A 25,806-nucleotide genomic window follows, 5' to 3' on the forward strand; every position below is an offset into this window, starting at 1 on the left:
AAACGCGGTGCGTTACTCGCCCTTGGCCTTCGCGATGATCTCCTCGGCGACGTTCCGCGGAACCTCGGCGTAGGAGTCGAACTGCATCGAGTAGCTTGCGCGACCCGACGTCTTGCTGCGGAGGTCGCCGACGTAGCCGAACATCTCCGACAGGGGCACCAGGCCCTTGACGACGCGGGCACCGGCCCGCTCCTCCATGGCCTGGATCTGACCACGGCGGGAGTTGATGTCGCCGATGACCTCACCCATGTAGTCCTCGGGCGTGGTGACCTCGACGGCCATCATCGGCTCGAGCAGCACGGGGCTGGCCTTGCGCGCGGCCTCCTTGAAGGCCTGCGAACCGGCGATCTTGAACGCGAGCTCGGAGGAGTCGACCTCGTGGTAGCCACCGTCGAGAAGCGTGACGCGGACGCCCGTCATCTCGTAGCCCGCGAGGATGCCGAACTGCATGGCCTCCTGCGCACCGGCGTCCACCGAAGGGATGTACTCCTTCGGGATACGGCCACCGGTGACCTTGTTCACGAACTCGTACGAGGCGTCGCCGCCCTCGATCGGCTCGATCGCGATCTGCACCTTGGCGAACTGGCCGGTACCACCAGTCTGCTTCTTGTGCGTGTAGTCGACCCGGTCGACCGCCTTGCGGATGGTCTCGCGGTAGGCGACCTGCGGCTTGCCGACGTTGGCCTCGACCTTGAACTCACGGCGCATACGGTCGACCAGCACCTCGAGGTGCAGCTCGCCCATACCACCGATGATGGTCTGACCGGTCTCCTCGTCCGAGTGGACCTGGAAGGACGGGTCCTCCTCGGCCAGGCGCTGGATCGCGATGCCCAGCTTCTCCTGGTCGCCCTTGGACTTGGGCTCGATGGCGACCTGGATGACCGGCGCCGGGAAGTCCATGGACTCCAGGATGACCGGGGCCTTGTCGTCGCACAGCGTCTCACCGGTGGTGGTCTGCTTCAGGCCCATGACGGCGACGATGTCGCCGGCGCCCACCGCGTCGATCTCCTCACGCTTGTTCGCGTGCATGCGGTAGATCTTGCCGATGCGCTCCTTCTTGCCCTTGACGGAGTTCAGCACGGCGGTGCCGGACTCCAGGCGGCCCGAGTAGACCCGGACGAAGGTGAGCTTGCCGAGGTGCGGGTCGCTCATGATCTTGAAGGCGAGGGCCGACAGCGGCTCGTCCTCGGACGGCTTGCGCTTGACGATCTCCTCCGCGTTGTTGACGGCGTGGCCCTCGATGGCCTCGACGTCGAGCGGGGAGGGGAGGTAGCGCACGACCGCGTCGAGCAGGGGCTGGACACCCTTGTTCTTGAACGCGGTACCGCAGAACACCGGGGTGACCGTGGTGTCCTTGGACTTGCCGGACGCGATGGTGATGCGACGGATCGCGGCGTACAGCTGCTCCACGGAAGGCTCTTCGCCCTCCAGGTACAGCTCCATGATCTCTTCGTCGTTCTCGGCCACGGCCTCGATGAGCTTGCCGCGGTACTCCTCGGCAGCCTCGGTGTGGGTGTCCGGGATGTCGACGATGTCGTACATCTCGCCCTTGGTCGCCTCGGCGGACCAGACGAACGCCTTCATGGTGACGAGGTCGACGACACCCTTGAAGTCGGCCTCGGCACCGATCGGCAGCTGCATGACGAGCGGCTGCGCGCCCAGGCGGTCGCTGATCATGTCGACGCAGCGGTGGAACTCCGCGCCCGTGCGGTCGAGCTTGTTCACGAAGCAGATACGCGGGACGCCGTAGCGGTCCGCCTGACGCCACACCGTCTCGGACTGGGGCTCGACGCCGGCCACGCCGTCGAACACCGTCACGGCACCGTCGAGCACACGCAGGGAACGCTCCACCTCGACGGTGAAGTCGACGTGACCCGGGGTGTCGATGATGTTGATGGTGTGATCGACGTCGGCCAGCGGCCAGTGACAGGTGGTGGCAGCGGACGTGATCGTGATGCCACGCTCCTGCTCCTGCTCCATCCAGTCCATGGTGGCAGCGCCGTCGTGGACCTCACCGATCTTGTAAGACACACCGGTGTAGAACAGGATCCGCTCGGTGGTGGTCGTCTTGCCCGCGTCGATGTGGGCCATGATCCCAATGTTGCGGACCTTGGCCAGGTCAAGTGAAGTGGTAGCCATAAGGCTTCAGTCTTCTCTCGGTCTCGATGTGGGTAGCGACTACCAGCGGTAGTGCGCGAAGGCCTTGTTGGACTCGGCCATCTTGTGCGTGTCCTCGCGCTTCTTCACAGCGGCACCGAGGCCGTTGGACGCGTCGAGAAGCTCGTTGAGCAGGCGCTCGGTCATGGTCTTCTCGCGACGGGCGCGGGAGTAACCGACGAGCCAGCGCAGCGCGAGCGTGCTGGCACGGCCGGGCTTGACCTCGACCGGAACCTGGTAGGTCGCGCCACCGACACGGCGGGACTTGACCTCGATGGTCGGCTTGATGTTCTCGAGAGCGCGCTTCAGCGTGATGACCGGGTCGTTGCCGGTCTTCTCGCGCAGGCCCTCCATGGCGCCGTAGACGATGCGCTCGGCGGTGGAGCGCTTGCCGTTCAGCAGCACCTTGTTGATGAGCGACGTGACAAGAGGAGAACCGTAGACCGGGTCGATGATGACCGGGCGCTTCGGGGCAGGGCCCTTACGAGGCATTTCTTACTTCTCCTTCTTGGCGCCGTAGCGGCTGCGGGCCTGCTTGCGGTTCTTGACACCCTGGGTGTCGAGGGAGCCGCGGATGATCTTGTAGCGAACACCCGGCAGGTCCTTCACACGGCCGCCGCGCACGAGCACGATGGAGTGCTCCTGCAGGTTGTGTCCCTCACCCGGAATGTAAGCAGTGACCTCGATGCCGCTGGTCAGACGCACACGCGCGACCTTACGCAGGGCCGAGTTCGGCTTCTTCGGGGTGGTCGTGAACACACGCGTGCAGACGCCACGACGCTGAGGGGAACCCTCGAGTGCGGGCGTCTTGTTCTTCTCGACCTTGTCCTGCCGGCCCTTACGGACCAGCTGCTGGATCGTAGGCACTACTTCTCCGGTTTCTGTGTGCCGATTTGTACAGCTAACCTGGAACTTCGCCGACCCACGCGGTCGGGTGTGTCGAATCCCGCGGACTCCTGCCGCGAGGCAGAAAGAGGCGCAGATTACGGTGGCCGCACACGGCCCCGGTGCGGTGGGAAGGCACGCACGAGGGCCAGGGCACACCCCAGGCACAAGGTCTGAGCGTACCCAGCGCAATCACTCCGGTCAAAACAAGGGCAGTGCGCCCGACACACCACGGTTACGTCGGCGGACCCGACCGCCCGTGTGATACGGGGGCTGTCGGCCCCCCGGACCGCTCGGCAGCTGTGTCATGGCCCACAAAATACGTGGGCCGGTTCTGTACGGCTGTATAGATGCGGCCGACGTATTCGCCGAGCAGGCCCACGCAGACCAACTGGACCGCGCCGATGAAGAGGACACCCGTGAACAGGGAGGTCCAACCGGGGACGGTGTGGTCGAAGGCATGGGCGCTCAGCGTGTAGACCATCAGCCCCAGACAGACCAGGAAGGCGAAGCCGCCCAGCCAGGTCGCCATCCGCAGGGGCGCCGCGGAGAACCCGGTGACGCTGTCGACGGCGAGCCGGATCATCCGGCCGAGGGGGTACTTGCTCTGGCCGGCCGGGCGCGGGGCGCGTTCGTACGTCACCTCGCCGCTGGGGAAGCCGAGCCAGGGCACAAGGAGCCGGTAGACCCGCTGCTGGTCCGGCAGCGCCTTGAGCGCGTCCACGGCGGCCCGGCTGAGCAGCCGGAAGTCACCGGCCTGGGCGGGCACGGACGGCCCGGCCAGCCGGCGCACCAGCCGGTAGTACAGACCGGCCGTCCACCGCTTGAACCCGGTGTCGCTGGCCCGGTCGGCCCGGATGCCGTAGACGATGTCCAGCTCTCCCTTGCGGGCCAGCGCCAGCATCTCCGGGATCTTCTCGGGCGGGTCCTGGAGGTCGGCGTCGATACTGACGACGTAGGCGCCGAGGGAGCGGTCCAGGCCGGCGGTGAGGGCGGCCTGGTGGCCGGAGTTGCGGCGCAGGCCGATGATCCGCAATTCGGGCCAGCCCAGCCGGAAGGCGGCGAGCAGTTCCCCGGTGCGGTCGGTGCTGCCGTCGTCGACGGCGATCACCTCGTAGCCCACCGCGAGGTCCGCGAGGACCGGGCGCAATCTGGTGACCAGCGCCGGAAGAACCTCTTCCTCGTTGTACATGGGTATGACGACCGACAAGACGGTCGCCGCCGCCGCGGTGTTCGGCGCTTCGGGCACCCGTCCTCCCCCAACCTGTGGCGCACATGTGCGACTCTGTTGCGATCTTATGACCACACTTCACGACCATCCGGGCAGCGGTTCGGCTCCGTGCTCACGGACCGGCCGGCCGTCCGAGGGCAGGCCCTAGGGGGACTCCAGTCATGAGCACGGCCCGCAGCGACGCGGCGACGGACTCCGCCACGCCCGACGAGCCCGACCGGCCCGGTGGGCGGAAGCAGCGGCCCCCGGCGTTCCGCCGTCTCGCGCTGCCGGACGGTCTACGACCGTACCGCGCCCCGCTGCTCCTCTACGGCGTGACGAAGCTCGTGGGGCTGTCCGTCTTCGCCTGGCTGCTGGAGTGGGCCGACGACTACCAGAAGAAGCAGCCGCGCTTCGGCGGCGGCGCGCACTGGTGGGACGTCCTCGCCACCTGGGACGGCTGGTGGTACCTCCAGGTCGCGGAGAAGGGGTACGACCCCAAGCCGCTGCAACCGCTGAACCCCGGCGGCCTGTTCACGGTCAAGCAGGACTCGGTCGCGTTCTTCCCGCTCTATCCCGGGCTGATCCGGGGCGTGTCGGAGATCACCGGGCTGGGGCTGTTCGGCTCCGGGATCCTGGTGTCGGTGCTGGCGTCCTTCGTGGCCGCCGCCGGCATCTACGCCGTCGTCTCGACGCTCGCGGGGGTGCGGGCCGGGACGATCGCGGCCGGGCTGTGGGCGGTGGTGCCCGGGGCGGGCGTGGAGTGGGCGGTCTACTCGGAGTCGGTCTTCGTGGCCATCGCCTCCTGGTGCTGCTACTGCGTGATGCAGCGCCGCTGGGTGGCGGCGGGGCTGCTCGCCTTCCTGGCAGGGCTCAACCGGCCGACGTCCGCCGCGCTCATCGGGGCCGTGGGGCTCGCCGCGATCGTGACGCTGGCCCGCAAGGAGAGCAGGCGCGAGCACGGGGTCGCCGGTCCGGTGTACGCGATGGTCGCCGCGCCGCTCGGCCTGCTCACCTACATCACCTGGGTCGGCCTGAGCATGGGCGACCTCACCGCGTACTTCACGCTCCAGCGCGAGGGCTGGGCGCACTACTTCGACTACGGCGCGTACACGCTCGACGTCCTGGGCAACATCGCGGTCGGCCACGGCGACTACCTGTTCGCCTTCTCCACCCCGGACCTGATAGCCGTGCAGATCGTGCTGGCGCTGCCCTTCCTGATCGCGCTGATGCTGCGCAAGAGGCCACCGCTGGTGCTGGTCGCGTACACGCTGGCGTCGATCGTGACCGTGCTGGGGACGCAGCAGATGTTCGGCAACACCGGCCGCTATCTGCTCCCCGCGTTCCCCCTGCTGCTGGCCCCGGCGGCGGCGCTGAGCCGGCTGAAGTGGCCGAGCCTCGCGGTGTTCTTCACGACGGCGGCACTGGCCTCGGGCTGGTACGCGCACTACGTGATCTTCGAGCTGGGAATTCCGTAGCTCACCGTCCGGCCCGGCGGGGTTCGCGTCGCGTGCCGCGGGCGGCGCGTTCGGCGGCGAAGACGTCCTCCAGGCGGAAGAGCTGGGCCCGGCCCGCCTTGCCGGCCGGCCTCAGCCGGCCCAGCTGGACCCACTTGCGGATGGTGGCGGAGGCGACGCCGGCCTCCTGGGCGGCGAGCGGACCCGGGATCAGCGTCGGTCGGTCCGGGTGGCTCATGCGCGCGCCCACTCCCCCTCGTCCCAGGTGTGCCGGTAGGCCGGGTCGTCGTGGCAGCCGCAGTGCCGGTCGGAGCAGCGGCAGGCCGGGTTGACGCAGAGGACGGCGCCGCGGTCCGGGAAGGCCCGCAGCGAGACCGAGTCGCACCAGGGGCAGCGCCCGGAGATCCGTACGACGGTCTCGGTGTCGCCCAGCGCGCGGGCGCAGCGGCGGGCCATGCGCCGGGTCTCGTCGCGCACGTGCGCGGCCAGCACGGGGTCGGCAGCGATGCCGTCGAGGAGCCCGGCGATACGGCGCAGCCGCTCGGGCACGGGAGCGCGGCGCGCACGGGGCAGGCCGAGCCGGTCGCGGACGGCCTCCTCCAGTTCGATCACTCCGTCGGTGATGTCCCGGATGGCGTCGGAGACGTGCAGGCGCAGGGGGGCCGCGCTGTGGCCGGGGGCGGTGAGCCCGCGCCGCTGAAGAAGCAGCGCCTCCTCCCGCTCCTCGCGCAGCCGGTCGGCGAGGTCGTCGGGGGGCGGGGGTGCGGAGGGGCGGTGTGCCGGGGCGGTGCGGCCCGGGGCGAGTTCGGTGGCCAGCTCCGGGAACTGCTGGAGCAGGGTGGTGATCCAGAGGGCGGCGTGCGCGGTGGTGCGGTCCTCGGTGACGTGGTCCTCCGTGGTGCGGTCTTTGGTGGTGCGGTCCTGGGTGGTGCGGTGCTCCGTGGTGCGGTCCTCAGTCACGCGGGCCTCCGGCGGGGGCCGGGAGGTGGGCGACGAGCGCGGCCAAGGCCGGGGGCAGGAGGTGCGCGGGTACGGGGACCGGGCGGCCGGAGCGCCAGAGGCGGCCGCCGCAGACGCCGTCGAACCAGTTCTCGGCCGGGGCCACGATCTCCTCGCAGGCGCGGCGCACGGGGCAGTCGGCGCAGGCCCGCAGCGCGGGGGCGGCCTCCTTGGCCTTCTTGGAGAAGACGACCTTCGGGGAGAGACCTGCGCAGGCGGCGGTGGACTGCCAGAGGCGATCCGGTGGGCAGGGACCGGTTTCGGGCATCGACATGGAACCCCCCTGTCGGTTCGGAAGACGGCCGTGAACGGGCCGTGCGAAGTGAACGCCCACCAGCCTTACAGATTGCGTGCGCGCTCGCAACGAATTTCGAATACCCCTCCTCCACCCCACACCCCCGAACCTCCATGAACCGCCCAAATTTTCCTCATTGCTTGCACGAGAGCACGTAATTCTGCGCGCGCAAGCAAGCTAAACTCGTGCCACCCCCAAGGAAGCGAGCAGAGATGAACACCCAGGATCTGGACGCGTTCGCCGCGTGGGTCGAAGACCTCATGCGCGACCGCGGCTACGACATCGACAGCCCACGCGGCGGCGGAAAGTCGCGTATCGCGGACGAGGCGGGCGTGCACCGCGCCGCCGTCACCCGCCTGCTCCAGCGGCAGAGCATGCCGGACCTCGAGACCACGCGCCGACTGGCGCGCGTGCTCGGCGTTCCGGTCCGCGACATGCTCATCCGCTCCGGCCGGCTGACGGCCGAGGAACTCGCCGACCCCCACGACTACCTGGCCGCGCCCGCGCCCAGCGCGGAGTTCGGCCGCCGCCCCACGCTGGAGGAGGTCGCCGACCTGCTCGGCGTGCCCGCCGACCGGCGCGAGATGTTCGTCAGGGTGGTGGAGCAGTTCCTGCCGAACGAGACGCAGACCCCGGGGCAGGGGCAGGCGCACGTCCAGACCCAGGCCCCGGTCGCGGGTCGTGGGGACGGGCGGGTGCTGGTGGAGTCGGCGGGTTCGGCGTCCGCGGGCGACTGACCCGTTCCACCGGCCGTTCCTATCGACGGGCACCCGTGGGCCGACGGGGGCTCCGCTCGACGGAACCTGCTCCACCTGCTCCACCTGCTGCACCTGCTCCACCTGCTCCACCTGCTCCACCTGCTCCACCTGCTGCACCTGCTGCACCTGCTGCACCTGCTGCACCTGCTGCATGACGCGGCACGCACCTCGCACCACGCCACACATATGCGTCCCCCGCGCGCCCCACCTCCCCCACACCTCCCCCACACCTCCCCCCCCCTCGCTCCCCTCACCCCCCACCTCCCCCACCTGCGGTTTCATGCCCCGCGCGCCCCTCCAGGGATCCCTCGCCGCAACTACCTCCCCGTTTTAGTTGCGTGCGCGCACGCTCCTCTGTCACAGTTGGTGCAGCGGCGGAGCTGTGCCCGCGGCCCCCACGCGGGCCGTACCCACCGCCGTACGCCGGGCCGAGGCGCCGCGCGCCTCCCCTCCCCGCCCCCGCGCGGCGCCCGCCCGGCGGCCCTTCCTTCTTCCCGCTTCCCGGCGAGGTGACCCGGCATGACCACACCCACCCCACCGAGTGCCTTCCCGGACGTCGAGGCCCTGGTCGTCGACATCCTGGAGGCCGACTCGGCGCTCTCCACGGCGCTCGTCACGGTCGATCCGCCCCCGGACTTCAACGGCACCACCGCCGCCGTGCTCGTCAACCGGCGCGGCGGCGCCTGGATCGGCGAACTCCACGTCGACCAGCCGCTGATCGAGCTGGAGGTGTACGGCCCGACCAAGCAGGCCGCGCACGTCCTGGCCAACTCCGCCCGCCGCGCCCTGATGGCCGCGGCCGGCAACCGCTACGGCACCAACCTCATCACCGAGGTGGAGGAGCAGGACGGCCCGCGCTGGCTGCCCGACTACCTCTACAGCGCGGCCAACCGCTACGTCGTCGTGCTGAAGGTGTTCCTGGACGTCTACTGACGCCCCCCCCCGCGGCCGCGTGTCCCGCGTCGCCGCCCCACAGACCGAAGGCCCCGCCACCTCGCCTCCGCGCGAACCGGCGGGGCCTTCGCCGTACCCGGAAGTCCCGGGAACGGCATCACCACCCCTCCACACCCCTCTACAAGGAGACCCACCCATGGCAGGAACGAACACCTCCGAGATCCGCATCGCCGGAGTCGGCCGTCTCTACGTCGCCACCGCCGACACCAAGGTGCCGACGACCTTCTCCACCGACCCGTCCACCGACTGGGCCACCGGCTGGAAGAACCTCGGGTTCACCTCCGGCGACGGCGTCACCTTCAGCAAGAAGGACAAGCTGGAGCCGGTCGACGTGTGGCAGGCGGTCAGCCCGGTCCACTTCGTCTACTCGGACCGCGACCTCACGCTGAAGTTCTCGCTGCTCCAGTTCAACGAGGACACGCTGCCGTTCTTCATGGGCGGCGGCGCGGTCGAGGCCGTCACCGGCTCGACGGGCGTCTACAAGTACGACATCGCGGACCGCCCGTTCGCCGACGTGCGCGCCCTCGGCCTGGAGTTCACCGACGTCCGCGCGAGCGACGGCACTGCCGTGACCTACCGCTTCGGCATCCCGCGCGGCCAGGTCACCGCGGCGGACGACATCAAGCTGGCCCGCAAGTCGCCGGCCCAGCTCGGCATCACCTACACGGCGATGGCCTCCGCCGACGGCTCGGCGCTGGCCAGCTTCGTGATGAAGGACGCCGCGTACGCCGCGTCCTGACCCGCCGGGGTGGGGTGAGCACACCCCCGCTCACCCCACCCCGGACCCGCACCACCACCCCACCTCAAGGCTTCACGGACCCGAGGAGTACCCGTCACCATGGCCCGTTTCGATGTCAACGCCGCCCGCGCCCAGCGCCTGGAAGCGCTCGGCCGCACCTGGTCGTTCGAGCTGGACGACGAGAGCTTCACCCTGCCCACGGAGCTGACCCGCGCCACCGCGAAGGCGCTGCGCCGGCTCGACGACAACGACGTGGACGGGCTGCTCGGGCTGCTCATGGGCGAGGAGCAGTTCGCGCGCTTCGAGCGCCACGAGGTCACCATGCAGGACATCGCCGCCATCCTGGAGGCCTACGGCAAGGAGACCGGGCTCGGCCTGGGGGAAGACTGAGCCTCGTCGCGTTCGTCGACGAACACGCCGAGGCACTCGAAGCGGATCTGCTCCGCTACTACGGCATCGACCTGCTCGACTGGCACCGGGACCGGCTCTCCGCGCGGCGGCTCTCGGTGCTCGTCAAGCATCTGCCGCGCGACAGTGCCCTCAACCGGGACCTGTACGGCGAGGCGGCCGAGTGGTCGGTGACGGACCATCTGCTGGCCGCCACGGTGGACCATCTGGCGGCGGCGAACTGGATGTTCGCCTGCGTCAACACCGCCGAGGACGGCGACCAGCCGGAACCCCCGGTACCGGTACCGCGTCCGGGCGACGTACCGGAGGAGTCGGCGGATTCGGCGGAGGCCGGCACCGGCGCCTCCACACCATCCCCACGGGGAGACCGGGGCGAGGACCAGTCACCGTCCGCGGTGGAACTGGCCCGGTTCTTCGCCTGAGGCGGAGCGGAGCGTGCGGCCGGACACCCCGGGCTCGGGGCACGTCCGCCCGACCGCCCGTGGGCCCGTGAGCCCGTCCGCCACGCCCTACTCGTCCCGCCGTCGTCCGCCTGCCCGGCCCTCCAGGTCCTCGGCGAGGGCGCGGGCCTTGTCCGAGAGCCGGCGGCGTTCGTCGCCGCCGGTCCCGGACGGCGGTTCGGCCGGGTCCGGCGCGGAACGCTCCGCCGCGTCCGTACGGCGTCCCCGTTCCCGTCCGGCGCCCCCCGCGTCGCCGGGCCGGTTCAGCGGCGGCACGCTGGGGCGGCCGTTGCGGCGGACCACCGGACGCCGTTCCGTGGGCGCCGACCGTTTCTCCCGCACCTCGCGGGCGGAGAGAAGGAAGTCCCCCGAGGGGTCGCCGGCCGAGCCACCGGACCCGTTGCCACCGGTTTCGTTGCCGCCGGACCCGTTGCCGCCGAACTCGTTGCCCACGGCCTCGTTCCCACCGGACCTGTTGCCGCCGGACTCCTGCCCACGGGACTCGTTGCCACGGGACTCGTTGCCACCGGCCTCGTAGCCGCCGGCCCGGTCGCCGTCGCCGTCCCGTCGGGCCGGGGACGACTGGGCGACGCCACCGCGCCCCGCCTGCTGGGGCGGGCTCACCGGTACCGGTGAGCCGTCCGCCACGGACCGCTCCCGCTCCCCGCGCGCCTCTACCCGCGTCACCTCGGAAGGAGGCCGCAGCAGCTGGACGTACGGCAGCTGGATGACCTCACCCCCCGTGTCGCCCTCGGCCCGGCGGGCCCGGCGCGGCCGGTGGCCGGTGCGGGCGTCCTCCTGGCCCTGGAGGTAGGCGGCGGTGATCCGCTCCTCGTAGGCGCGCCGGATCGCCGGGAGCTGCTCGGCGACGACATCGGCCCAGCCGGCGCTGTACGCGGCCAGTTCGCGGCGGTCGAGTTCGCCCCGCGGCAGGGTCACGAGGTCCTGCGGGTCGTAGCCCAGACGGAGAACGAGTTCGGAGACTCGGGCGATGAGATGTGGAAGATCGGAGGACTGTTCCAGCCAGTCGGTCACATGATCATTTCGCGCATTGTTCGTGTCGCCGTCCACCCCGTTGGCCTTGCTCTCGTCCCCTGTCCCTTCACGCCCCCCGCGCGAAGGACGGCTGCCCCGCCGCCGTCCACCGTCGTCTGGCGGGCCCTCAGATCACTTACGGGGCCCGGCAGTTTGCCGATCCCTGACCGACGGGAGAACGGCCGGATCCTACTCCACGAACCTGGCGGAGCTTTCAGCGCACCCTGCATCGCCGCAGGTCCGGACCGCGGAACCACGGAGAGTCCTCGCCAAACACGGAACGGAACCACGGGACTACTCGTACACTAGTTCGAACAGACGTGAACAGGCGCTTCGAACACCCCAGGAGCGTCAGCTGCACCACAGACCAGCGGACAGACCGGAAAGCAGGCCCGACATGGCGACTGGCACGAGCAACTCCCCGAAGCAGCCGATCGACACCTACACCCGCCTCGCTCACCTCCTGCACACCACGGCCCCCGACCGCGAGGCGCTGCTCGACCGGGTGTACGAAGAACTGCTCGCCCGGGAGTCCCGCGCCTACGCCGCCGGCTGGTCGGACGCCCTGACGGAGGCCCGGCGGGCCGCCCGGCCGCGCCGGCCGTAGGGGCCTCGCCCGGAGTTCCGGCGGGCGCGCGGCGGCCGGCGACCGAGGGCACCGGATCGTCAGAAGAGAAGACTCACCGCTTGGACCACCGTCATGGTGAGCCCGAGCAGCACGAGCGGAACCCCGAGGAGAACGACCCCGGCCGTCCTGAAGACCAGGGTCGGCACCGCCAGCGAGCAGACCGCCCGATCGGGGTCCTCCGGGTCGTAGACGACCTCGATGCGCTGCGGATCGCCGCCGATCCCCCGCGCCGCGTAGTCGGCCCGGATCTCGTGCGCGCCGCCCTCGAGGTCGGTGTACCGGAAGAACCTCCGCCGTCCGTGCTCCTTGTGGAACACCGCCACGACCGTGACGCCCCGCCTGCTCAGCGGCCACCGCCGACGCGCCGCCACGACCGCGGGACCCACGACGAGGAGGCCGAGGAGGAGCGGCAGCACCCCCGTCGCCCACAGCAACGCCCGGAACGGACGTCCCGCCAGAGCCAGCCCGGCGATACCGCCGAGGTAGACCGCGAGAACGGCGAATTCCACGGCGCGGTTGCGCCTGTTCCCGCGCCGGGCCTCCGCGGGCCCCACCGACAGCACTTCGACCAAGGGCGCCCCACCCTGCGGCGGTCCCGTCTCCGGCCGCGCCCCGTTGATCACCTCGACCAGCCGGCCGGCGGATTCGGCGTCCCGGCCCTCCACCACGAACACCGGGCCCGGCACACCGTCACCGGCCCACAGCGTCACCTCGACCGACCGGCCGCCGCGACCCGTCACCCGGGCTCCCTCGACCGCCGCGATCGGTATCCGCCGACGTGACCCCTTCTGGTCCAGCAGAACCGCCCTGGCCTCCAGCCACATGCTGTCGCCGTATCCGCGAAGCGTGATCGACGGAAGCGGGGCCGGCTCGGACCGACGGGCCATGACTACCTCTTTCCGGACCTCTGCGGGACGGCGGCGTTCACCCCACAGCATTCCACAACCCGCCTGACCGGCCGCCGAGTTCGGGGGGTTCGCGGGCCCTGTCCGGAATCGAATCGAGGAGAAGTCCGTGACCACACCAGCCGAGCAGATCGCCCAGCTCAAGAAGACACAGTCCGACCAGCAGAAGCAGATCGACACCCTGACCTCGGACATCGGGAAAAAGCTGTCGACGAGCGACTTCGAGAATCAGTTGCAGGCCGCCCAGGACAAGGAGGAGAAGGAGAAGAACGGCAAGGTCTTCGACGACCCCGACTGGTACCAGCCCACGGCGGGCGCCGGCCAGAAGTCGGAATGGAACATCGCCAAGGAGGAGATCAACGGCCTCAACGCGGCCGTCAACGTGATCGCCGCGTCGCTCATCGCCGTCGAATTCTCCTGGAGCCTCTTCAAGATCGAATTCAAGCCGTTCTTCACCCCGCGGTGGGTCGACCGGGTCAATGAGGCCATCGGCAGGCTGCAGGACCGGCGCGGGTGGAACAACCCCGAGGGCGACGCCGAGCGGCGGCTCGTCCGGATCGAGACCCGGCTCGGCCGCCTCGACACCGCCGCGGGTCATCTGCAGAACAGGGCCAACGACGCGCACCGCAGAGTCAGTGCCACCAACAGGCGCGTCGACGAGCTCCAGCGCAGGGCCAGGAACACGCGGACCGACGCACGCGACCGCGACAGCGCGACGCGTTCCATGTCCCTCGGGAACCTCTCCGGGACGGAAGCCGACATCCGGCGGCTCGAACTCCGCGTCCAGGCCCTGGTGCGTGCCCTCTGACGCCCTCCCGGTCCTTCATCTGACCGTCGACACCAGGGAGTTACGTATCCATGTCCCTTTCCCGCTCATTGCAGAACACGTCGTCGACCCTCAAGGGTTTCAAGACCCAGGCCGACGGAGCAGGCCGAGCCGTCGACTCCCTCAAGAGCAAGGCAGGTTCCGGCTCCGGTGAACTGAAGCGGCTGAAGAGTTCGGCCCAGGACGCCGAAAAGGAACTGAAAGACCTCAAAACCTCCTCGGACCAGGCCGAAAAGGCCATGGCCAAGGCCGGCAAGACCGGTTCCACCGCCGGCAAGAACCTCGGGAAGTACGAGTCCGGGGCGAGCAAGGCGGCCAAGGGCCAGGACAAGATGAACAAGTCGATGAAGGGCAACTTCTTCGGCATGCTCATGGACCTGCTCATGCCGCTGATCGAGAAGGTCGTCGAGATGGCGACCAAGTCGAAGACCATGCAGAAGGTCCTCAAGACGGCCTTCGGTGTCATCAAGTCCGTGATCAGCAGCGTCATGAAGGCCATCGGGCCGATCATGAAGAACGCCGCCAAACTCATCAAGTCGGTCTGGAACGGCATCAAGACGGCGATCTCCAAGGTCGTCAAGGCCGTCGCCACCGTCATCAAGACCTACGTCGCCATCTGGAAGAAGGTCATCAGCACCGCGCTGAACGCGATCAAGACGGTCGTCTCCGGCGTCTGGAAGGGCATCAAGGCCGTCATCTCGCCCGTCGTCAACTGGGTCAAGTCCGCGATCCCGAACGCCTTCCGGGCCGTCAAGGACAAGCTGTCCAGCATCTGGGGCGGCCTCAAGGGCATCGCGAGCCGCGCCTTCGACGGCATCAAGAGCGCCGTGAAGGGCCCGATCAACGCGGTCATCGGCATCATCAACCGGGCCATCGGCGCCCTGAACGGCATCAAGGTCTCCATCCCGGGCTGGGTGCCGGGCGTCGGCGGCAAGACCTTCGGCGTCAGCCTGCCCAGGATCCCCATGCTGGCCACCGGTGGTGTCGTCATGCCCCGCTCCGGCGGTGTCCCGGCGATCCTCGCCGAGGCCGGTGAGGCGGAGGCCGTCCTGCCGCTGAGCAAGCTGGACCGGCTGCTGCGCCGGGCGGCCTCCGAGGGCCGGGCGTACGCCGGATCCGCCGGGGCCGGCGGCGCGCTGCACATCGAGCACTACCACGCGGCCGAGACCAGCAGCCCGCAGCGGACCGCCGACGCCCTGATGTTCCTGGCGAAGGCACGCGGATGAGTGCCGGCGCGACGACGGCGGGCGGGCCCGCCGACCTGTTCAGGGGCGTCGCCTCGGCCCTCGCCTCCTTCCGGTCCCGCGTCGAACAGGGCGGAGACGCCCTGCGCTCCCTCACCGGGAGCGTCAAGAGAGCCGCCACGGGCACCGACGGCGTCCGCTCCGCCACCGACCAGGCCGGCACCGCCGTACGCCGGACCAAGGCGAGCGCCGACGCCGCCGCCCGCGCGGTGGCCAAGGCGGGACGGGCCGCCACCACGACGGCCACCGCGGTGAAGTCACTCGGCGCCAAGGCCAGGGCCGCCACCAGGGCCTCCGGCAGACTCCTGTCCGCAACCGGCGGGGTTCTCGCCCTGGTCGGCGGTCTCATCGCGGCCGCCGGTATCCTCGGCGACCTCATGGGCGCCTTCGGCACCGCCATGACGATCGGCGCCGGTGTGATGCTGATCGTCAACGCCCTCACCCGGGCCAACCCCATCGGCTTCGTCACCGGCCTGCTCCTCCCGGTCGCCGGCTGGCTGCTCGATCTCGCGATGAACTCCGAGACCGGGCAACGGCTGATGGAGCAGCTCGCCACGCTCGTACTGAAGTACGTCGAGGGCTGTCTGACCGCCATGACCCCGCTGCTCAAGGCCATCGCGAGCGCGGTGAACACGTACGTCACCGGCTACCTCGGCGTGATCACCGGCGCACTGACCGCCATCGGCACCCTCGTCGGTACCGGATTCGCCGTGCTGAAGGCGCTGACCACCGGGGACACCCGGGCGCTCAGCGGCAAGGTGTCGTCGATCTGGCGGGGGTTCAAGGACGCGGTCGAGCCGGCGCTCGACTGGATCACCAAGGACATCCCCCGGATGTTCACCCGGGTCAAGGAGGCCACCTCCCGCACCCTGAACGCGCTGGGCCAGTTCGTCACCACCGGCGCGCAGACCTTCGCCGGGGTGGTGAAGGGCCCGATCCAGGGGCTCATCGCCTTCGCCAACTGGGTCATCGACAAGCTCAACGGCCTCAGCTTCAGCCTCCTCGGCAAGAAGTTCGGCGTGGACCTGGACCGCATCCCGATGCTCGCCGAGGGCGGTGTCGCGGTCCCCGGCGCCTCTCCCCGCGCGGGCCGCGTGCTGCCGCTGACCGAGCTGGAGCGCCGGCGCGTCCGCGCCCGGCAACGGCGACGGTCCGCGCCCCAGCAGCGCCACCACATCAAGGAGTTCCACGAGAACCGCGGCGCCGGCGCCCGGGGCACCGCCGAGGACCTGCTCTTCCTCGCCGCCGCCCATGCCTGCACCTGATCCCGAGAGCGAGGTGACGGCCGACATGGCCGAGACGACCGCAACCGCATACACCGACGACGTGCCACCCGGCTCACTCATCACCCGCGACGGGCAGATGCAGTGGGCCGGACTGCTGATGGGCCCCGGCACCCCGTACGAGATCGACCGCGGGGGCCTCAGCGGCTGGGAGGACCTGCCGGAGTACGACTCCTCCGACGCCGACCACCCCACCGCGCACGGCGCCTGGCCGGGCGCCCGCTACGCCAAGCCCCGCAAGGTCGGCGGCACGGTGTGGACCGTACCGCCGCAGGGCGCCACGGCCTCCTCCCTCGCCACCACGCGTGCCCTGCGCCAGGCCCTGCTCCTCGGCGACCAGGAGCGCTGGCTGGCGGTGCGGCTGCACGGCGAGACGCTGGCCGTGCGGGCCCGGGTCAGCCAGCGCGTGCTGGCCGCCGACCGCACGTACACCACCCAGGGCGTCTCCCGGGCGTCCGTGCAGTGGTACGCCACCGACCCGCGCCGCTACGCGGTCACCGAGCAGACCGCGGTCACCGGCGCACCGCAGCCGGAGAGCGGTCTGACCTGGCCGCTGACCTGGCCGCTGTACTGGGGCCAGGCGGCCTCCACGGGTGACGTCAACGCCGACAACGACGGCTCCGCGCCCACCCACCCGGTGATCACCTTCACCGGCCCGTGCACCAACCCGACGGTGACCGACCGGACCTCGGCCCAGCGGCTGCGCTACGAGATCGGTCTCGCGACCGGCGACGAGCTGGTGGTGGACACGGCGGCCGGCACGGTCACCCTCAACGGCACCGCCTCCCGCCGCCACGCCGCGGCCGCGGACAGCAGCCCCGAGGAACTGTTCGCCTTCGCCCCCGGCCGCGCCCAACTGGCCTTCCGGCCCGACACCTACGACACCGGCGCCCGGATGTCGGTCCGCTGGCGCGCGGCGGAGTGGTGATCACATGACCGTACGAACCGCCTGGCTCACCGAGAACGGCCAGACCCGCGAGGACACCCGCCTCACCCTGTCCGGTCTGCTCACCGTCAACGCCAACGCCGCCGAGAACGTCCCGCTCAAGGCCCGCGGCGGCATCGTCCCCGGCGGCTTCGCGCTCTCCGGGGCCACCGGGGGCATGACCTTCACGATCGGCACCGGCCGCGCCTTCGTCCAGGGCGGCCGGAACAACCAGGGCGCCTACCCGGTCGCGGTGACCGAGCCGGAGACCCTGACCGTGCCCGACGGCGACGCCCAGTACGACCGGATCGACCTCGTCGAACTGGCCGTCCAGGACGGTGTCTACGACGGCACCGCGCAGGCCGCGGCCAAGGTCCGTCTGGTCCAGGGCACCCCCGCGGCCACGCCGGTGGTGCCGAACACGCCCGACGGCAGCGCGCTGCCGCTCTACCGGATCCTGGTGCCCAAGGGGGTGTCGGCCGGCACCGGCGGCGTGGACTGGGCCTCGGCGGTCACGAACCTGCGCTATCCGACGGTCGCCCTCGGCGGGATCGTCCCCGCCGGCGGCTTCAGCGGCGCGTACGCCGGCCAGTACCGCGAGGAGTCCGGTGTGCTCCAGCGCTGGGACGGCGCCGCCTGGCTGCCGTACCCGAGGTCCGTCGGCGGGATCGCCCCGTCCGCTCCCCTGCTCGTCACCGGCAGCTACGCCGGCCAGTACCGGGAGGACGCCGCCGGGCTGCTCCAGCGCTGGAACGGCAGCGCCTGGCAGTACGCGGAGGGACGCACCACCCTCCTGCTCAGCGTCTCACAGACCACCCCGCAGTCCGTGGCCAGCGGCACCTGGACGCAGATCACCCTGAACTCCACCGATGTGGACGACGCGGCCGGCTGGACCGGGTCGAACACCTACAGCGTGCCCCGGTCCGGCTGGTGGCGGGTGTCCCTCGGCGTGAGCTGGTTCTCGGAGTCCACCACCGGCTCGCGCGGCGCGCGCCTGCATCTCAACGGCGCCGGGGTCTCGCGGGCCACCTGGCTGATCGGGGCCGGTCCGCTGGCCACCAGTGTCGGCGGCAGCTGCCTGCTCAAGCTGGCGGCCGGCGACAAGCTCGCGCTGTTCGGACTGCAGAACTCGGGCACCACAGTCACCGCCCTCGGCGGCTCCGGCTACTCCTCGAACCTCACCGCCGAGTGGCTCAGGTCCTGACGCCCCCTCACCTTCCGTTCCCCCTCCGGAGATCACAGGAGACCAGCAGATGAACCTGCGCAGCTCATGGGTGGCCGAGACCGGCCAGACCCGCGAGGACACCCGACTCACCCAGATCGGCGCGACCACCCCCGCCAACCCCCTGGAGGTCCGCTCCGGCATCCTGCCCGGCTCCTACGACGGGCAGTACCGGATGTCCGGCTTCTGGATGGAGGGCGGCGCCGGCACCATGACCGCCACCGTCCACGAGGGCCGGGCCGTCATCCAGGCCGACAGCAACCAGGGCGCCTACCCGGTCGCGCTGGCCGAGCAGCTGGCCCTCACCTTCGCCGACGGCGACGCCTCGTACGACCGGATCGACGTGGTCGTCCTGCGGATCTACGACCGCCTGTACGACAACACCGGCTTCACCAAGGCCGCCGTCGAGATCGTCAAGGGCGAACCGGCCGCCACCCCGGTCCCGCCCGTCCTCCCGGCCATCGCGCTGCCGGTCTACCGGGTGCTGGTCCCGCGCGGCCGCAGCTCCGGCAACGGCGGGATCAGCTGGAACACCGACGTGACCGACCTGCGCACGCCCGTCGTCGCGCTCGGCGGCATCCTCCCGGTGTACGGCGACACCGGCGGCGGCGCCTACCCGGGCCAGTACCGGGACTCCGGCGGCGCCCTCCAGCGCTGGGACGGCTCGGCCTGGGTGTCGTACCCGAGCGCGCTGGGCGGGATCGCCCCGGCCGGCGCGGTCACCACGGCCAGCTACACCGGCCAGTACCGCGACTCCTCCGACGGCCGGCTCCAGCGCTGGAACGGTTCGGGCTGGGTGTCGTACCAGCCGGCCCCCACCTGGACCGACTACACACCGGTGTGGCGCGTCGAGAACGGCACCGCGCCGACGATCGGCAACGGCCTGCTGGCCGGTTCGTACGTGAAGACGGGCACGCTCGTGCACGTCCGGATCTATCTCAGGATCGGTTCGACGACCAACCTGTCGGCGACGGCCACCGACCCCGACTGGACCTTCTCGCTGCCGGTCGCACCGGTCTCCACCCCCGACTGGAAGCTGGACGGCCGGGTCCTGAGCGCCGAGGCCTACGACGCCTCCGCCGTCCTCCACTACCAGGGCACCGGGCTGCTCGCGACGGCCAACGGAGGCGTCGTCCGCTCCCTGCGCGACACCCTCAAGACCAGCACCGGCGCCTGGGACAAGGCGCTGCCGTTCACCTGGGCCGTGGGGGACATCCTCTCCGTCCACGGCACCTACGAAGCCGCCACCCTCTGATCCGCGCCTCCCGAAGGACCCGCCATGAACGCACGTTCCGCCTGGCTGTCCCCGGACGGCCAGACCCGGGAGGACACCCGGGTCACCCAGATCGGGGCGCTCACCCCGGTCACCGACATCAAGGGCCGCTCCGGCGTCCTGCCCGGCTCCGACAACGGCCTCTACCGGGTCACCGGCCTGTGGCTGAACGGCACCGTCGGCGGCATGACCGCCACCGTCGGCGTGGGCCGGGCGGTGATCCAGTCGACGGTCGCCCGTGGCGTCTACCCGGTGGCCGTCACCGAACCGGTGCCGCTCACCTTCGCCGACGGCGACCCGCAGTACACCCGGATCGACCTGGTCGTCGTACGCGTCTACGACCACGCCTACGACAGCTCCGGCCGCTCCGAGGCCGTCGTCGAGATCGTCAAGGGCACCGCGGCCGCCGTCCCGGTCGCGCCCACCGCCCCGGACACCTCCCTGGTCCTGTTCTCCGTCACCGTCGCCGCGAACACCAACGCCGGCGCGAACGGCATCGCCTGGGACACCGCGCGCGTCGACCTGCGCCCGACCACCGTCGCGATCGGCGGCATCCTGCCGACCCGCTCCGACGACACCGCCCCCGGCGGCTACCCCGGCCACTACCGGGACATCAACGGCACGCTGCAGCGCTGGGACGGCACGGCCTGGGTGCCGTACCCGAAGGGCCTCGGCGGCATCGCCCCCGCCGGCACCCTGACCACCGGCAGCTACACCGGCCAGTACCGCGACTCCGCGAGCGGTGTCCTCCAGCGCTGGAACGGCTCCGCGTGGCAGTCGGCGGTGGCACCGCCGGCGTACACCGGCTCCCTCGACGCGGGCACCACCGCGTCGACGACCTACACGGCCGCCCTCACCGACACGGCCGTCTCGGCGCTGACGCTCACCTTCACCGCCCCGCCGACGGGCGCCGTCCTGCTCAGCTTCGGCGCCAGGATGGTGACCAAGGAGAGCACCACCGCCACCGCGTTCATGACCGCGCAGCTCACCCGGAGCGGCACCGTGATCATCGCCGCGAGCGACGAGTACGCCGCGGTCCACGGCGGAGCGGTCGCCAGTTCCGTCTCCACCCTGTTCCGGATCTACGGGCTGGTCGCCGGCGCCGAGTACACGGTGACCGCGCTCCACCGCTCCAGCAACGCCGCGGTCACCTGCGAGTTCGACAACCTCTTCATCCGCGTCGACCCGAGTTCCTGACCCGCCCCCCTCCCGAAAGGAGTCGACCATGCCCGTACGTTCCGGATGGCTCTCCCCGGACGGCCAGTCCCGCGAGGACACGCGGCTCGTCTCGCTCGGCGCGCTCACCCCGACCTCGCCGGTCGCCACCCGCTCCGGCGTCCTGCCGGGCTCCGCCGACGGCCAGTGGCGGATCTCCGGATTCACCGTCGAGGGCGTCGCCGGCACCATGTCCGCCACCGTCCACCCGGGCCGGGCCGTCGTCCAGGGCACCGACGTCCAGGGCGCGTACCCGGTCGCCCTCGCCCAGGCCCAGACGCTCACCTTCGCCGACGGCGACGCCCTGTACAACCGGATCGACCTGGTCGTCCTGCGCGTCTACGACCACCCCTACGACGGCTCGGGCCGCACCGAGGCCGTCGTCGAGATCGTCGAGGGCACCCCGGCGGCCACCCCGACCGTGCCCGCCACACCGGCCCTGTCGATCCCGCTGTACGAGGTCGCCGTGCCGAAGAACGCGAGCAGCACCAACGCCATCCCCTGGAGCACGGCGCTCACCGGCCGCCGTACCGCCACGGTCGGCGTCGGCGGGATCCTCCCGGTGACCACCGACACCTCGATCGGCGCCTACCCCGGCCAGTACCGCGACCTCAACGGCACCCTCCAGCGCTGGACCGGCTCCGCGTGGGCGGACTACCAGCCGCCGCTCGTCGTGGAGACCACCACCACGGGGGCCGCCGCCACGGGCAACTGGTCGCTGTCGTCGTACAGCGCCCGTCGCACGCGCGGGGTCTGCTCGTTCACCGTCACGCTCGCCCGGACCACCAGCGCCCTCACCTCGGCCGCCGCCGGCACCACCAACCCGGGCAATGTCGGCGACGAGCCGATCGCCACCCTGCCCGCCGGCTGGCGGCCCGCCGTCAGCACCTACGCGGTCGCGACCGACGGATACGCCGACGGTTCGGCACTGCTCGGCGCCGACGGCTCGGTCCACCTGCTCACCTGGGCGACCAGCGGTGTGATCCAGGTCGGCAACACCCTGAAGATCTCCGCGTGCTTCGTGCTGTGACCACGACCCGGCAAAGGAGCTGACCGCCGCATGACCACGAACACTCCCTACCGCGCGATCTTCTGCGACCTGCGCACCGACGCCACCATCGACATCCTGCCCCTGCGGGACGTCACCGTCGACGACTACATCGGCAAGGCCGGCTCCCTCTCCGGCACCGTCCCGGTGCCCGACGCCGCGATGGCCGCCCGGGTCCGCCGTATCGAGGAGGGCCGCACCTCGGTCTACCTCCAGCGCGGCAACGACCTGTGGTGGGGCGGCATCGTCTGGACCGCCACCCTCCAGAGCGACGACCGGGGCGTGCTCAGCCTGGGCATCCAGGCGGCCACCTTCGAGTCGTACGCGGGCCGGCGCCGGATCCGCCAGAACCTGTCGTTCGACGACGAGGACCAGCTGGAGGTGGCGCGCAAGCTGTGGCGCCACCTCCAGACCGGGACGGTCACCCCGCTCGCCGAGAATGTCCCGCCGCCGGTGGACGGCGGCGACATCGGCGTCACCTACGGGACCGAGAGTTCCGGGCAGATCCGCGACCTCACCTACCGCGACACGGACGAGACCGTCTACCTGGAGGCCCTGGACGCCCTGGCCGCCGTCGACAAGGGCTTCGAGCACCACATCTCCGTCTACCGCGACCCCAGCACCGGGGCGCGCGTGCGCCGGCTGCGCCTGGGCAGCCCGACGATCAAGATCGGGACGACCGATCTGATGCTGGACCGGCCGGGCAAGATCCTGTCGTACTCCTTCCCGCGCGACGCGACCCGCGGCGGCACCACCGCACGGGCCCGCGGGGCGTCGGTCAACGACAACCAGGCGGCGGAGTCCCTGCCGCAGTGCTCCGACATCCAGACCGCCCAGCCGCTGATCGACGCCGGATACCCCCGGATCGATCTGTCCTCCGACCACACCGAGGTCGCCGTCAAGGCGACCCTCGACTCGCTGGCCAGGGCCGAACTGGCCTCGGCCACCGCGGCGGTGGTGATCCCCGAGATCACCATCCGCCTGGACGACCTGGTCCCACCCGCCCTGCTCGGCCGGACCGTCCGCCTCCGGATCACCGACGAATGGTGGACCGAGGGTCTCGACGCCCGCTACCGGATCATCGGCGTCAAGGCCAGCCCCGCCCAGCGCGGCCGCCCGGACACCGCCGAGCTCTACCTGGAGGAGGTCTGATGCCCCAGCTCCCCGAAGACATCATCGACCGGCTGACCCAGATGGAACGCCGCATCCAGCAGCTCTCCACCGCCGTCAACAGCCTGCCCCCGCTCAACAAGGGCTCGGGCGGCGGGGGTTACGTCTCCGTCCGGTCACCGAAGGACGAGGCGACGGGCGCCGGAGGCGTCGAGGTGTTCCGGGTCGGCAAGTGGAGCGGGTCGGAGTTCGGCCTCGCGATCCGCCGCCAGACCGGCAAGTTCGCCCTGAGCATGTACAACGGGGACGGCACCAGCACGTCCCAGCAGCCCCTGCGGATCTACGACCCCAACGGCCGGGAGATCTTCTCCGACGACATCGACACCGGTGGCCTGGCCCGCCCGTGGCTGCCCCTGGTGCCGCCGGCCGACACCGCCAAGGAGCGCTGGCCGCAGACCACCTCCACCGACTGGTCGACGATCGCCCGCTGCTGGAACCCGCTGTGGCAGCCACGGATGCGCATGTACCTCTCGACCGCGGTCAGCTCCGGCGCCACCGGCGAGATCCAGGTCCTGGTCAACGACGTGAAGTGGGGCACCACCGTCACCGCCCCCACCGCGTTCGACTTCACCGGGGCCGTGGTCAGCGACTTCAACGCCCACTTCAGCCAGCTGTTCAAGATCGAGATCCAGGCCCGGGTGACCAGCGCCTCCGGCACGGTCTACGCCGTACCGCGGATCGTGCACGGCCTGCAGACCTCGTAAGCCCCCACGGAAGAGGCACACCCCTCATGGACATCGACATCACCCAGCCCTGGGGCGTCGCGATCGACTTCGCCGGCCGCGCCACCGTCGCCGAGAACGGCCACACGGTCCACGTCAACGTCTCCGACACCAGCCTCAGCACGATCATCGCCCCCGACCCGCTCACCGGCCAGTACCCGCCGGTCAGCGTCACCGCCCAGTTCACCGAGGCCGGCGACGAGGGCGCCACCCTGCGCGGCTACGGCCGCGTCACCGTGCAGCCCGTCGGCACCGACCCGGTCGCCCCCGACCGGACGGCCGTCCAGCGGGCCGTCGCCGCGGCCCTGGCCGACTTCGAGGCCAACACGGCGGCGTACGCGGCCCTCTGCGCCCGATGGACGTCGGACGGCGGCACCGGCAGCGGTACGGACACCGGCACGGACAGCGCCGCGGACACCGGTGAGAGCGCCGCCTGACCCCCGCTCCTCACCCGCACACACCACGCCCCGCGCCCTCACGGCCGGGGTTTTCTCATGCCCGGAACCACCCAGGGAGGCACCGCCCATGGCCAACCCCCTCTCCGCCGACGCCCTCGTGGCCGCTCTGAAGGCCGAAGGCGTCACCGTCGTCGAACACGCCGGCTGGCGCTCCAACAACCGCAACCACAAGGGCAGTTGGGGCCCGGTCAACGGCGTGATCATCCACCACACCGTCACCTCGGGCACCAGCACCAGCGTGAACCTCTGCTTCAACGGCCACTCCGCCCTCCCCGGCCCGCTCTGCCACGGCGTGATCGCCAAGGACGGCACGGTCCACCTCGTCGGCAACGGCCGCACCAACCACGCCGGCCGCGGCGACGGCGACGTCCTGAAGGCCGTCGTCGCCGAGAAGCCGCTGCCCGCCCCGAACGAGAACGACACGGACGGCAACGTCCACTTCTACGGCTTCGAGTGCGTCAACCTCGGAAACGGCAAAGACCCCTGGCCCGAGGTCCAGCTGGAGGCCATGGTCCGGGCCTCCGCCGCGCTGTGCCGGGCGCACGGCTGGAGCGCCCACTCCGTCATCGGCCACAAGGAGTGGACGAACACCAAGATCGACCCGCGCGGCTTCGCGATGGCCGACTTCCGGGCCCGGGTCACGTCCCGGCTCGGCAAGGCCACCGGCTCCGGGTCGGGCTCGGGCTCCTCCGGCTCCGGCTCGGCCAAGCCGGCCCACCAGCCCTTCCCCGGCGCCGAGTGGTTCCGGAAGAAGCCGAAGTCGGCGATCGTCACCGCGATGGGCAAGCGCCTGGCCGCCGTCGGCTGCTCCGCCTACACCTCCGGCCCCGGCCCGCAGTGGACCGAGGCCGACCGGCTCTCCTACGCCAAGTGGCAGCGCAAGCTCGGCTACACCGGCGCCGCCGCCGACGGCTGGCCCGGCGCCACGTCCTGGGCGGCCCTGAAGGTCCCGTACAGCTCCTGAGGCCGCTCCCCAGAATCGAGGCTCCCCATGTCAGAGGCCGCCAAGCGGACCCTCCGCACCGTTCTCCAGACCGCTGTCGGCCTGTGCGTCCTGCTGCCGACGGTCGTCGACGCCGCCGGCATCCCGGACACCCTGCCCTGGGCCGCCGGGGCACTGGCCGTCGCCGCCGCCGTCACCCGGGTGATGGCCCTGCCCGCCGTACAGGCACTGCTGCCCGGCTGGCTGCGCACGGACGCGCCGGCGAACGGTGACGCCGCCCTGCTCTCCCTCGTCGACCGGGGCACGGACGGGAGGGATACGTGAACGAACCCCACCCGCTCTCCGACCCGACCGCCGTCGCCGTGGAGCTGGAACGGCTGCGCGGCACCGTCGAGGCCGGGTTCGCCCGGGTCGACGGCTCGCTCGCGCTGCTGGTCCAGCGCAGTGACCAGACCGACCGGCAGCTCGCCGACCACGAACAGCGCCTGGACGCCCTGGAGCGCTCGCGCTGGCCCATCGCCAGCATCGGCGCCCTCGCCGCGGTGGCGACCATGGCCGTCACGGTGTGGGAGCTGACGGGCCGCTAGGAACGCCGAAGGGCGGGTCA

At 71.1% G+C, this 25,806-nt stretch carries 30 protein-coding genes; 21 read left to right on the forward strand and 9 right to left on the reverse strand.

Annotated elements, in window-relative coordinates; genetic code table 11:
* Positions 1-12: 12 nt before the first annotated feature.
* The 4 genes from fusA to ACZ6D7_RS30330 form a co-directional block, all read right to left on the reverse strand.
* Positions 13-2,139: an elongation factor G gene (fusA, locus tag ACZ6D7_RS30315; protein WP_266371380.1), complete on the reverse strand. Its 2,127-nt coding sequence runs from the start codon at positions 2,137-2,139 to the stop codon at positions 13-15.
* Positions 2,140-2,178: 39 nt separating this feature from the next.
* Positions 2,179-2,649: a 30S ribosomal protein S7 gene (gene rpsG, locus ACZ6D7_RS30320; RefSeq protein WP_030788318.1), complete on the reverse strand. Its 471-nt coding sequence runs from the start codon at positions 2,647-2,649 to the stop codon at positions 2,179-2,181.
* A gap of 3 nt (positions 2,650-2,652) precedes the next feature.
* A complete protein-coding gene (gene rpsL, locus ACZ6D7_RS30325; RefSeq protein WP_003948652.1) occupies positions 2,653-3,024 on the reverse strand; it encodes a 30S ribosomal protein S12 in 372 nt (123 codons plus the stop codon).
* Positions 3,025-3,277: 253 nt separating this feature from the next.
* Positions 3,278-4,291, reverse strand: a complete 1,014-nt coding sequence (locus tag ACZ6D7_RS30330; RefSeq protein ID WP_469497493.1) for a glycosyltransferase family 2 protein — start codon at positions 4,289-4,291, stop codon at positions 3,278-3,280.
* 143 nt (positions 4,292-4,434) lie between these two features.
* Here ACZ6D7_RS30330 and ACZ6D7_RS30335 point away from each other — a divergent pair, with 143 nt between their 5' ends.
* On the forward strand, positions 4,435-5,730 hold the full coding sequence (locus ACZ6D7_RS30335; RefSeq protein ID WP_469497496.1) for a hypothetical protein: 1,296 nt from the start codon (positions 4,435-4,437) through the stop codon (positions 5,728-5,730).
* A 1-nt stretch (position 5,731) separates the two neighbouring features.
* Here ACZ6D7_RS30335 and ACZ6D7_RS30340 read toward each other — a convergent pair whose 3' ends face one another.
* The 3 genes from ACZ6D7_RS30340 to ACZ6D7_RS30350 all read right to left on the reverse strand — a co-directional run bounded on the left by ACZ6D7_RS30340 (position 5,732) and on the right by ACZ6D7_RS30350 (position 6,982).
* Entirely contained in the window at positions 5,732-5,947 is a 216-nt protein-coding gene (locus tag ACZ6D7_RS30340) for a MerR family transcriptional regulator (RefSeq protein WP_469497498.1), read from the reverse strand.
* On the reverse strand, positions 5,944-6,555 hold the full coding sequence (locus ACZ6D7_RS30345; protein ID WP_469497967.1) for a hypothetical protein: 612 nt from the start codon (positions 6,553-6,555) through the stop codon (positions 5,944-5,946). Before ACZ6D7_RS30345 ends, ACZ6D7_RS30340 begins: the two co-directional genes overlap by 4 nt.
* Before the next feature lie 106 nt (positions 6,556-6,661).
* Entirely contained in the window at positions 6,662-6,982 is a 321-nt protein-coding gene (locus ACZ6D7_RS30350) for a WhiB family transcriptional regulator (RefSeq protein WP_469497501.1), read from the reverse strand.
* A gap of 233 nt (positions 6,983-7,215) precedes the next feature.
* Between ACZ6D7_RS30350 and ACZ6D7_RS30355 the strand changes: the two genes are divergently transcribed.
* The 5 genes from ACZ6D7_RS30355 (at position 7,216) to ACZ6D7_RS30375 (ending at position 10,284) form a co-directional block, all read left to right on the forward strand.
* On the forward strand, positions 7,216-7,740 hold the full coding sequence (locus tag ACZ6D7_RS30355) for a helix-turn-helix domain-containing protein (protein WP_469497504.1): 525 nt from the start codon (positions 7,216-7,218) through the stop codon (positions 7,738-7,740).
* Between the two features lie 540 nt (positions 7,741-8,280).
* On the forward strand, positions 8,281-8,694 hold the full coding sequence (locus ACZ6D7_RS30360; protein ID WP_469497507.1) for a hypothetical protein: 414 nt from the start codon (positions 8,281-8,283) through the stop codon (positions 8,692-8,694).
* Positions 8,695-8,851: 157 nt separating this feature from the next.
* On the forward strand, positions 8,852-9,454 hold the full coding sequence (locus ACZ6D7_RS30365) for a phage tail tube protein (protein WP_469497510.1): 603 nt from the start codon (positions 8,852-8,854) through the stop codon (positions 9,452-9,454).
* Between the two features lie 99 nt (positions 9,455-9,553).
* The gene (locus tag ACZ6D7_RS30370) at positions 9,554-9,844 is read left to right on the forward strand and encodes a hypothetical protein (RefSeq protein ID WP_469497512.1); all 291 of its coding nucleotides are present in this window, start codon (positions 9,554-9,556) and stop codon (positions 9,842-9,844) included.
* A gap of 65 nt (positions 9,845-9,909) precedes the next feature.
* Complete coding sequence (locus tag ACZ6D7_RS30375; RefSeq protein ID WP_469497971.1) at positions 9,910-10,284, forward strand: hypothetical protein; 375 nt, start codon at positions 9,910-9,912, stop codon at positions 10,282-10,284.
* Positions 10,285-10,371: 87 nt separating this feature from the next.
* Here ACZ6D7_RS30375 and ACZ6D7_RS30380 read toward each other — a convergent pair whose 3' ends face one another.
* A complete protein-coding gene (locus tag ACZ6D7_RS30380) occupies positions 10,372-11,337 on the reverse strand; it encodes a hypothetical protein (RefSeq protein WP_469497515.1) in 966 nt (321 codons plus the stop codon).
* 397 nt (positions 11,338-11,734) lie between these two features.
* On the opposite strand from ACZ6D7_RS30380, the gene ACZ6D7_RS30385 reads away from it, so the two are divergent.
* On the forward strand, positions 11,735-11,944 hold the full coding sequence (locus ACZ6D7_RS30385) for a hypothetical protein (protein ID WP_469497518.1): 210 nt from the start codon (positions 11,735-11,737) through the stop codon (positions 11,942-11,944).
* Between the two features lie 59 nt (positions 11,945-12,003).
* On the opposite strand, the gene ACZ6D7_RS30390 is transcribed toward ACZ6D7_RS30385, so the two are convergent.
* Positions 12,004-12,852, reverse strand: coding sequence for a hypothetical protein (locus tag ACZ6D7_RS30390; RefSeq protein WP_469497520.1), 849 nt, complete (start codon positions 12,850-12,852; stop codon positions 12,004-12,006).
* A 127-nt stretch (positions 12,853-12,979) separates the two neighbouring features.
* On the opposite strand from ACZ6D7_RS30390, the gene ACZ6D7_RS30395 reads away from it, so the two are divergent.
* From ACZ6D7_RS30395 to ACZ6D7_RS30460, 14 genes are all read left to right on the forward strand, one after another.
* A complete protein-coding gene (locus ACZ6D7_RS30395; protein ID WP_469497523.1) occupies positions 12,980-13,678 on the forward strand; it encodes a hypothetical protein in 699 nt (232 codons plus the stop codon).
* A 50-nt stretch (positions 13,679-13,728) separates the two neighbouring features.
* A complete protein-coding gene (locus ACZ6D7_RS30400) occupies positions 13,729-14,922 on the forward strand; it encodes a phage tail protein (protein WP_469497526.1) in 1,194 nt (397 codons plus the stop codon).
* On the forward strand, positions 14,919-16,205 hold the full coding sequence (locus tag ACZ6D7_RS30405; protein WP_469497529.1) for a phage tail family protein: 1,287 nt from the start codon (positions 14,919-14,921) through the stop codon (positions 16,203-16,205). The genes ACZ6D7_RS30400 and ACZ6D7_RS30405 overlap by 4 nt, the downstream gene beginning before the upstream one ends.
* A 25-nt stretch (positions 16,206-16,230) precedes the next feature.
* The gene (locus ACZ6D7_RS30410) at positions 16,231-17,151 is read left to right on the forward strand and encodes a phage distal tail protein (RefSeq protein WP_469497531.1); all 921 of its coding nucleotides are present in this window, start codon (positions 16,231-16,233) and stop codon (positions 17,149-17,151) included.
* Positions 17,152-17,155: 4 nt separating this feature from the next.
* The gene (locus ACZ6D7_RS30415) at positions 17,156-18,352 is read left to right on the forward strand and encodes a hypothetical protein (protein WP_469497534.1); all 1,197 of its coding nucleotides are present in this window, start codon (positions 17,156-17,158) and stop codon (positions 18,350-18,352) included.
* A 49-nt stretch (positions 18,353-18,401) separates the two neighbouring features.
* A complete protein-coding gene (locus ACZ6D7_RS30420) occupies positions 18,402-19,625 on the forward strand; it encodes a hypothetical protein (RefSeq protein ID WP_469497537.1) in 1,224 nt (407 codons plus the stop codon).
* A gap of 24 nt (positions 19,626-19,649) precedes the next feature.
* Entirely contained in the window at positions 19,650-20,840 is a 1,191-nt protein-coding gene (locus ACZ6D7_RS30425; protein WP_469497540.1) for a hypothetical protein, read from the forward strand.
* Between the two features lie 28 nt (positions 20,841-20,868).
* A complete protein-coding gene (locus tag ACZ6D7_RS30430; RefSeq protein ID WP_469497543.1) occupies positions 20,869-21,888 on the forward strand; it encodes a hypothetical protein in 1,020 nt (339 codons plus the stop codon).
* A gap of 30 nt (positions 21,889-21,918) precedes the next feature.
* Positions 21,919-23,058 (forward strand): hypothetical protein, encoded by a 1,140-nt coding sequence (locus ACZ6D7_RS30435; protein ID WP_469497546.1) that lies wholly within the window; start codon positions 21,919-21,921, stop codon positions 23,056-23,058.
* Entirely contained in the window at positions 23,058-23,780 is a 723-nt protein-coding gene (locus tag ACZ6D7_RS30440; protein ID WP_469497547.1) for a hypothetical protein, read from the forward strand. The genes ACZ6D7_RS30435 and ACZ6D7_RS30440 overlap by 1 nt, the downstream gene beginning before the upstream one ends.
* A gap of 26 nt (positions 23,781-23,806) precedes the next feature.
* Complete coding sequence (locus tag ACZ6D7_RS30445) at positions 23,807-24,235, forward strand: ATP-binding protein (protein WP_469497550.1); 429 nt, start codon at positions 23,807-23,809, stop codon at positions 24,233-24,235.
* An 88-nt stretch (positions 24,236-24,323) separates the two neighbouring features.
* The gene (locus ACZ6D7_RS30450; RefSeq protein ID WP_469497553.1) at positions 24,324-25,220 is read left to right on the forward strand and encodes a peptidoglycan-binding protein; all 897 of its coding nucleotides are present in this window, start codon (positions 24,324-24,326) and stop codon (positions 25,218-25,220) included.
* Positions 25,221-25,247: 27 nt separating this feature from the next.
* Positions 25,248-25,523, forward strand: a complete 276-nt coding sequence (locus ACZ6D7_RS30455) for a hypothetical protein (RefSeq protein ID WP_469497556.1) — start codon at positions 25,248-25,250, stop codon at positions 25,521-25,523.
* On the forward strand, positions 25,520-25,786 hold the full coding sequence (locus ACZ6D7_RS30460; RefSeq protein WP_469497559.1) for a hypothetical protein: 267 nt from the start codon (positions 25,520-25,522) through the stop codon (positions 25,784-25,786). The genes ACZ6D7_RS30455 and ACZ6D7_RS30460 overlap by 4 nt, the downstream gene beginning before the upstream one ends.
* Positions 25,787-25,806 lie beyond the last annotated feature (20 nt).

The sequence above is a fragment of the Streptomyces sp. NPDC041784 genome, from assembly GCF_055591025.1.

Coding starts and splice junctions, on each gene's coding strand:
- fusA (WP_266371380.1), bottom strand. CDS start 2,139: ATGGCTACCACTTCACTTGACCTGGCCAAGGTCCGCAACATTGGGATC.
- rpsG (WP_030788318.1), bottom strand. CDS start 2,649: ATGCCTCGTAAGGGCCCTGCCCCGAAGCGCCCGGTCATCATCGACCCG.
- ACZ6D7_RS30335 (WP_469497496.1), top strand. CDS start 4,435: ATGAGCACGGCCCGCAGCGACGCGGCGACGGACTCCGCCACGCCCGAC.
- ACZ6D7_RS30340 (WP_469497498.1), bottom strand. CDS start 5,947: ATGAGCCACCCGGACCGACCGACGCTGATCCCGGGTCCGCTCGCCGCC.
- ACZ6D7_RS30350 (WP_469497501.1), bottom strand. CDS start 6,982: ATGTCGATGCCCGAAACCGGTCCCTGCCCACCGGATCGCCTCTGGCAG.
- ACZ6D7_RS30355 (WP_469497504.1), top strand. CDS start 7,216: ATGAACACCCAGGATCTGGACGCGTTCGCCGCGTGGGTCGAAGACCTC.
- ACZ6D7_RS30360 (WP_469497507.1), top strand. CDS start 8,281: ATGACCACACCCACCCCACCGAGTGCCTTCCCGGACGTCGAGGCCCTG.
- ACZ6D7_RS30365 (WP_469497510.1), top strand. CDS start 8,852: ATGGCAGGAACGAACACCTCCGAGATCCGCATCGCCGGAGTCGGCCGT.
- ACZ6D7_RS30370 (WP_469497512.1), top strand. CDS start 9,554: ATGGCCCGTTTCGATGTCAACGCCGCCCGCGCCCAGCGCCTGGAAGCG.
- ACZ6D7_RS30385 (WP_469497518.1), top strand. CDS start 11,735: ATGGCGACTGGCACGAGCAACTCCCCGAAGCAGCCGATCGACACCTAC.
- ACZ6D7_RS30390 (WP_469497520.1), bottom strand. CDS start 12,852: ATGGCCCGTCGGTCCGAGCCGGCCCCGCTTCCGTCGATCACGCTTCGC.
- ACZ6D7_RS30400 (WP_469497526.1), top strand. CDS start 13,729: ATGTCCCTTTCCCGCTCATTGCAGAACACGTCGTCGACCCTCAAGGGT.
- ACZ6D7_RS30405 (WP_469497529.1), top strand. CDS start 14,919: ATGAGTGCCGGCGCGACGACGGCGGGCGGGCCCGCCGACCTGTTCAGG.
- ACZ6D7_RS30410 (WP_469497531.1), top strand. CDS start 16,231: ATGGCCGAGACGACCGCAACCGCATACACCGACGACGTGCCACCCGGC.
- ACZ6D7_RS30415 (WP_469497534.1), top strand. CDS start 17,156: ATGACCGTACGAACCGCCTGGCTCACCGAGAACGGCCAGACCCGCGAG.
- ACZ6D7_RS30420 (WP_469497537.1), top strand. CDS start 18,402: ATGAACCTGCGCAGCTCATGGGTGGCCGAGACCGGCCAGACCCGCGAG.
- ACZ6D7_RS30425 (WP_469497540.1), top strand. CDS start 19,650: ATGAACGCACGTTCCGCCTGGCTGTCCCCGGACGGCCAGACCCGGGAG.
- ACZ6D7_RS30430 (WP_469497543.1), top strand. CDS start 20,869: ATGCCCGTACGTTCCGGATGGCTCTCCCCGGACGGCCAGTCCCGCGAG.
- ACZ6D7_RS30435 (WP_469497546.1), top strand. CDS start 21,919: ATGACCACGAACACTCCCTACCGCGCGATCTTCTGCGACCTGCGCACC.
- ACZ6D7_RS30440 (WP_469497547.1), top strand. CDS start 23,058: ATGCCCCAGCTCCCCGAAGACATCATCGACCGGCTGACCCAGATGGAA.
- ACZ6D7_RS30445 (WP_469497550.1), top strand. CDS start 23,807: ATGGACATCGACATCACCCAGCCCTGGGGCGTCGCGATCGACTTCGCC.
- ACZ6D7_RS30450 (WP_469497553.1), top strand. CDS start 24,324: ATGGCCAACCCCCTCTCCGCCGACGCCCTCGTGGCCGCTCTGAAGGCC.
- ACZ6D7_RS30455 (WP_469497556.1), top strand. CDS start 25,248: ATGTCAGAGGCCGCCAAGCGGACCCTCCGCACCGTTCTCCAGACCGCT.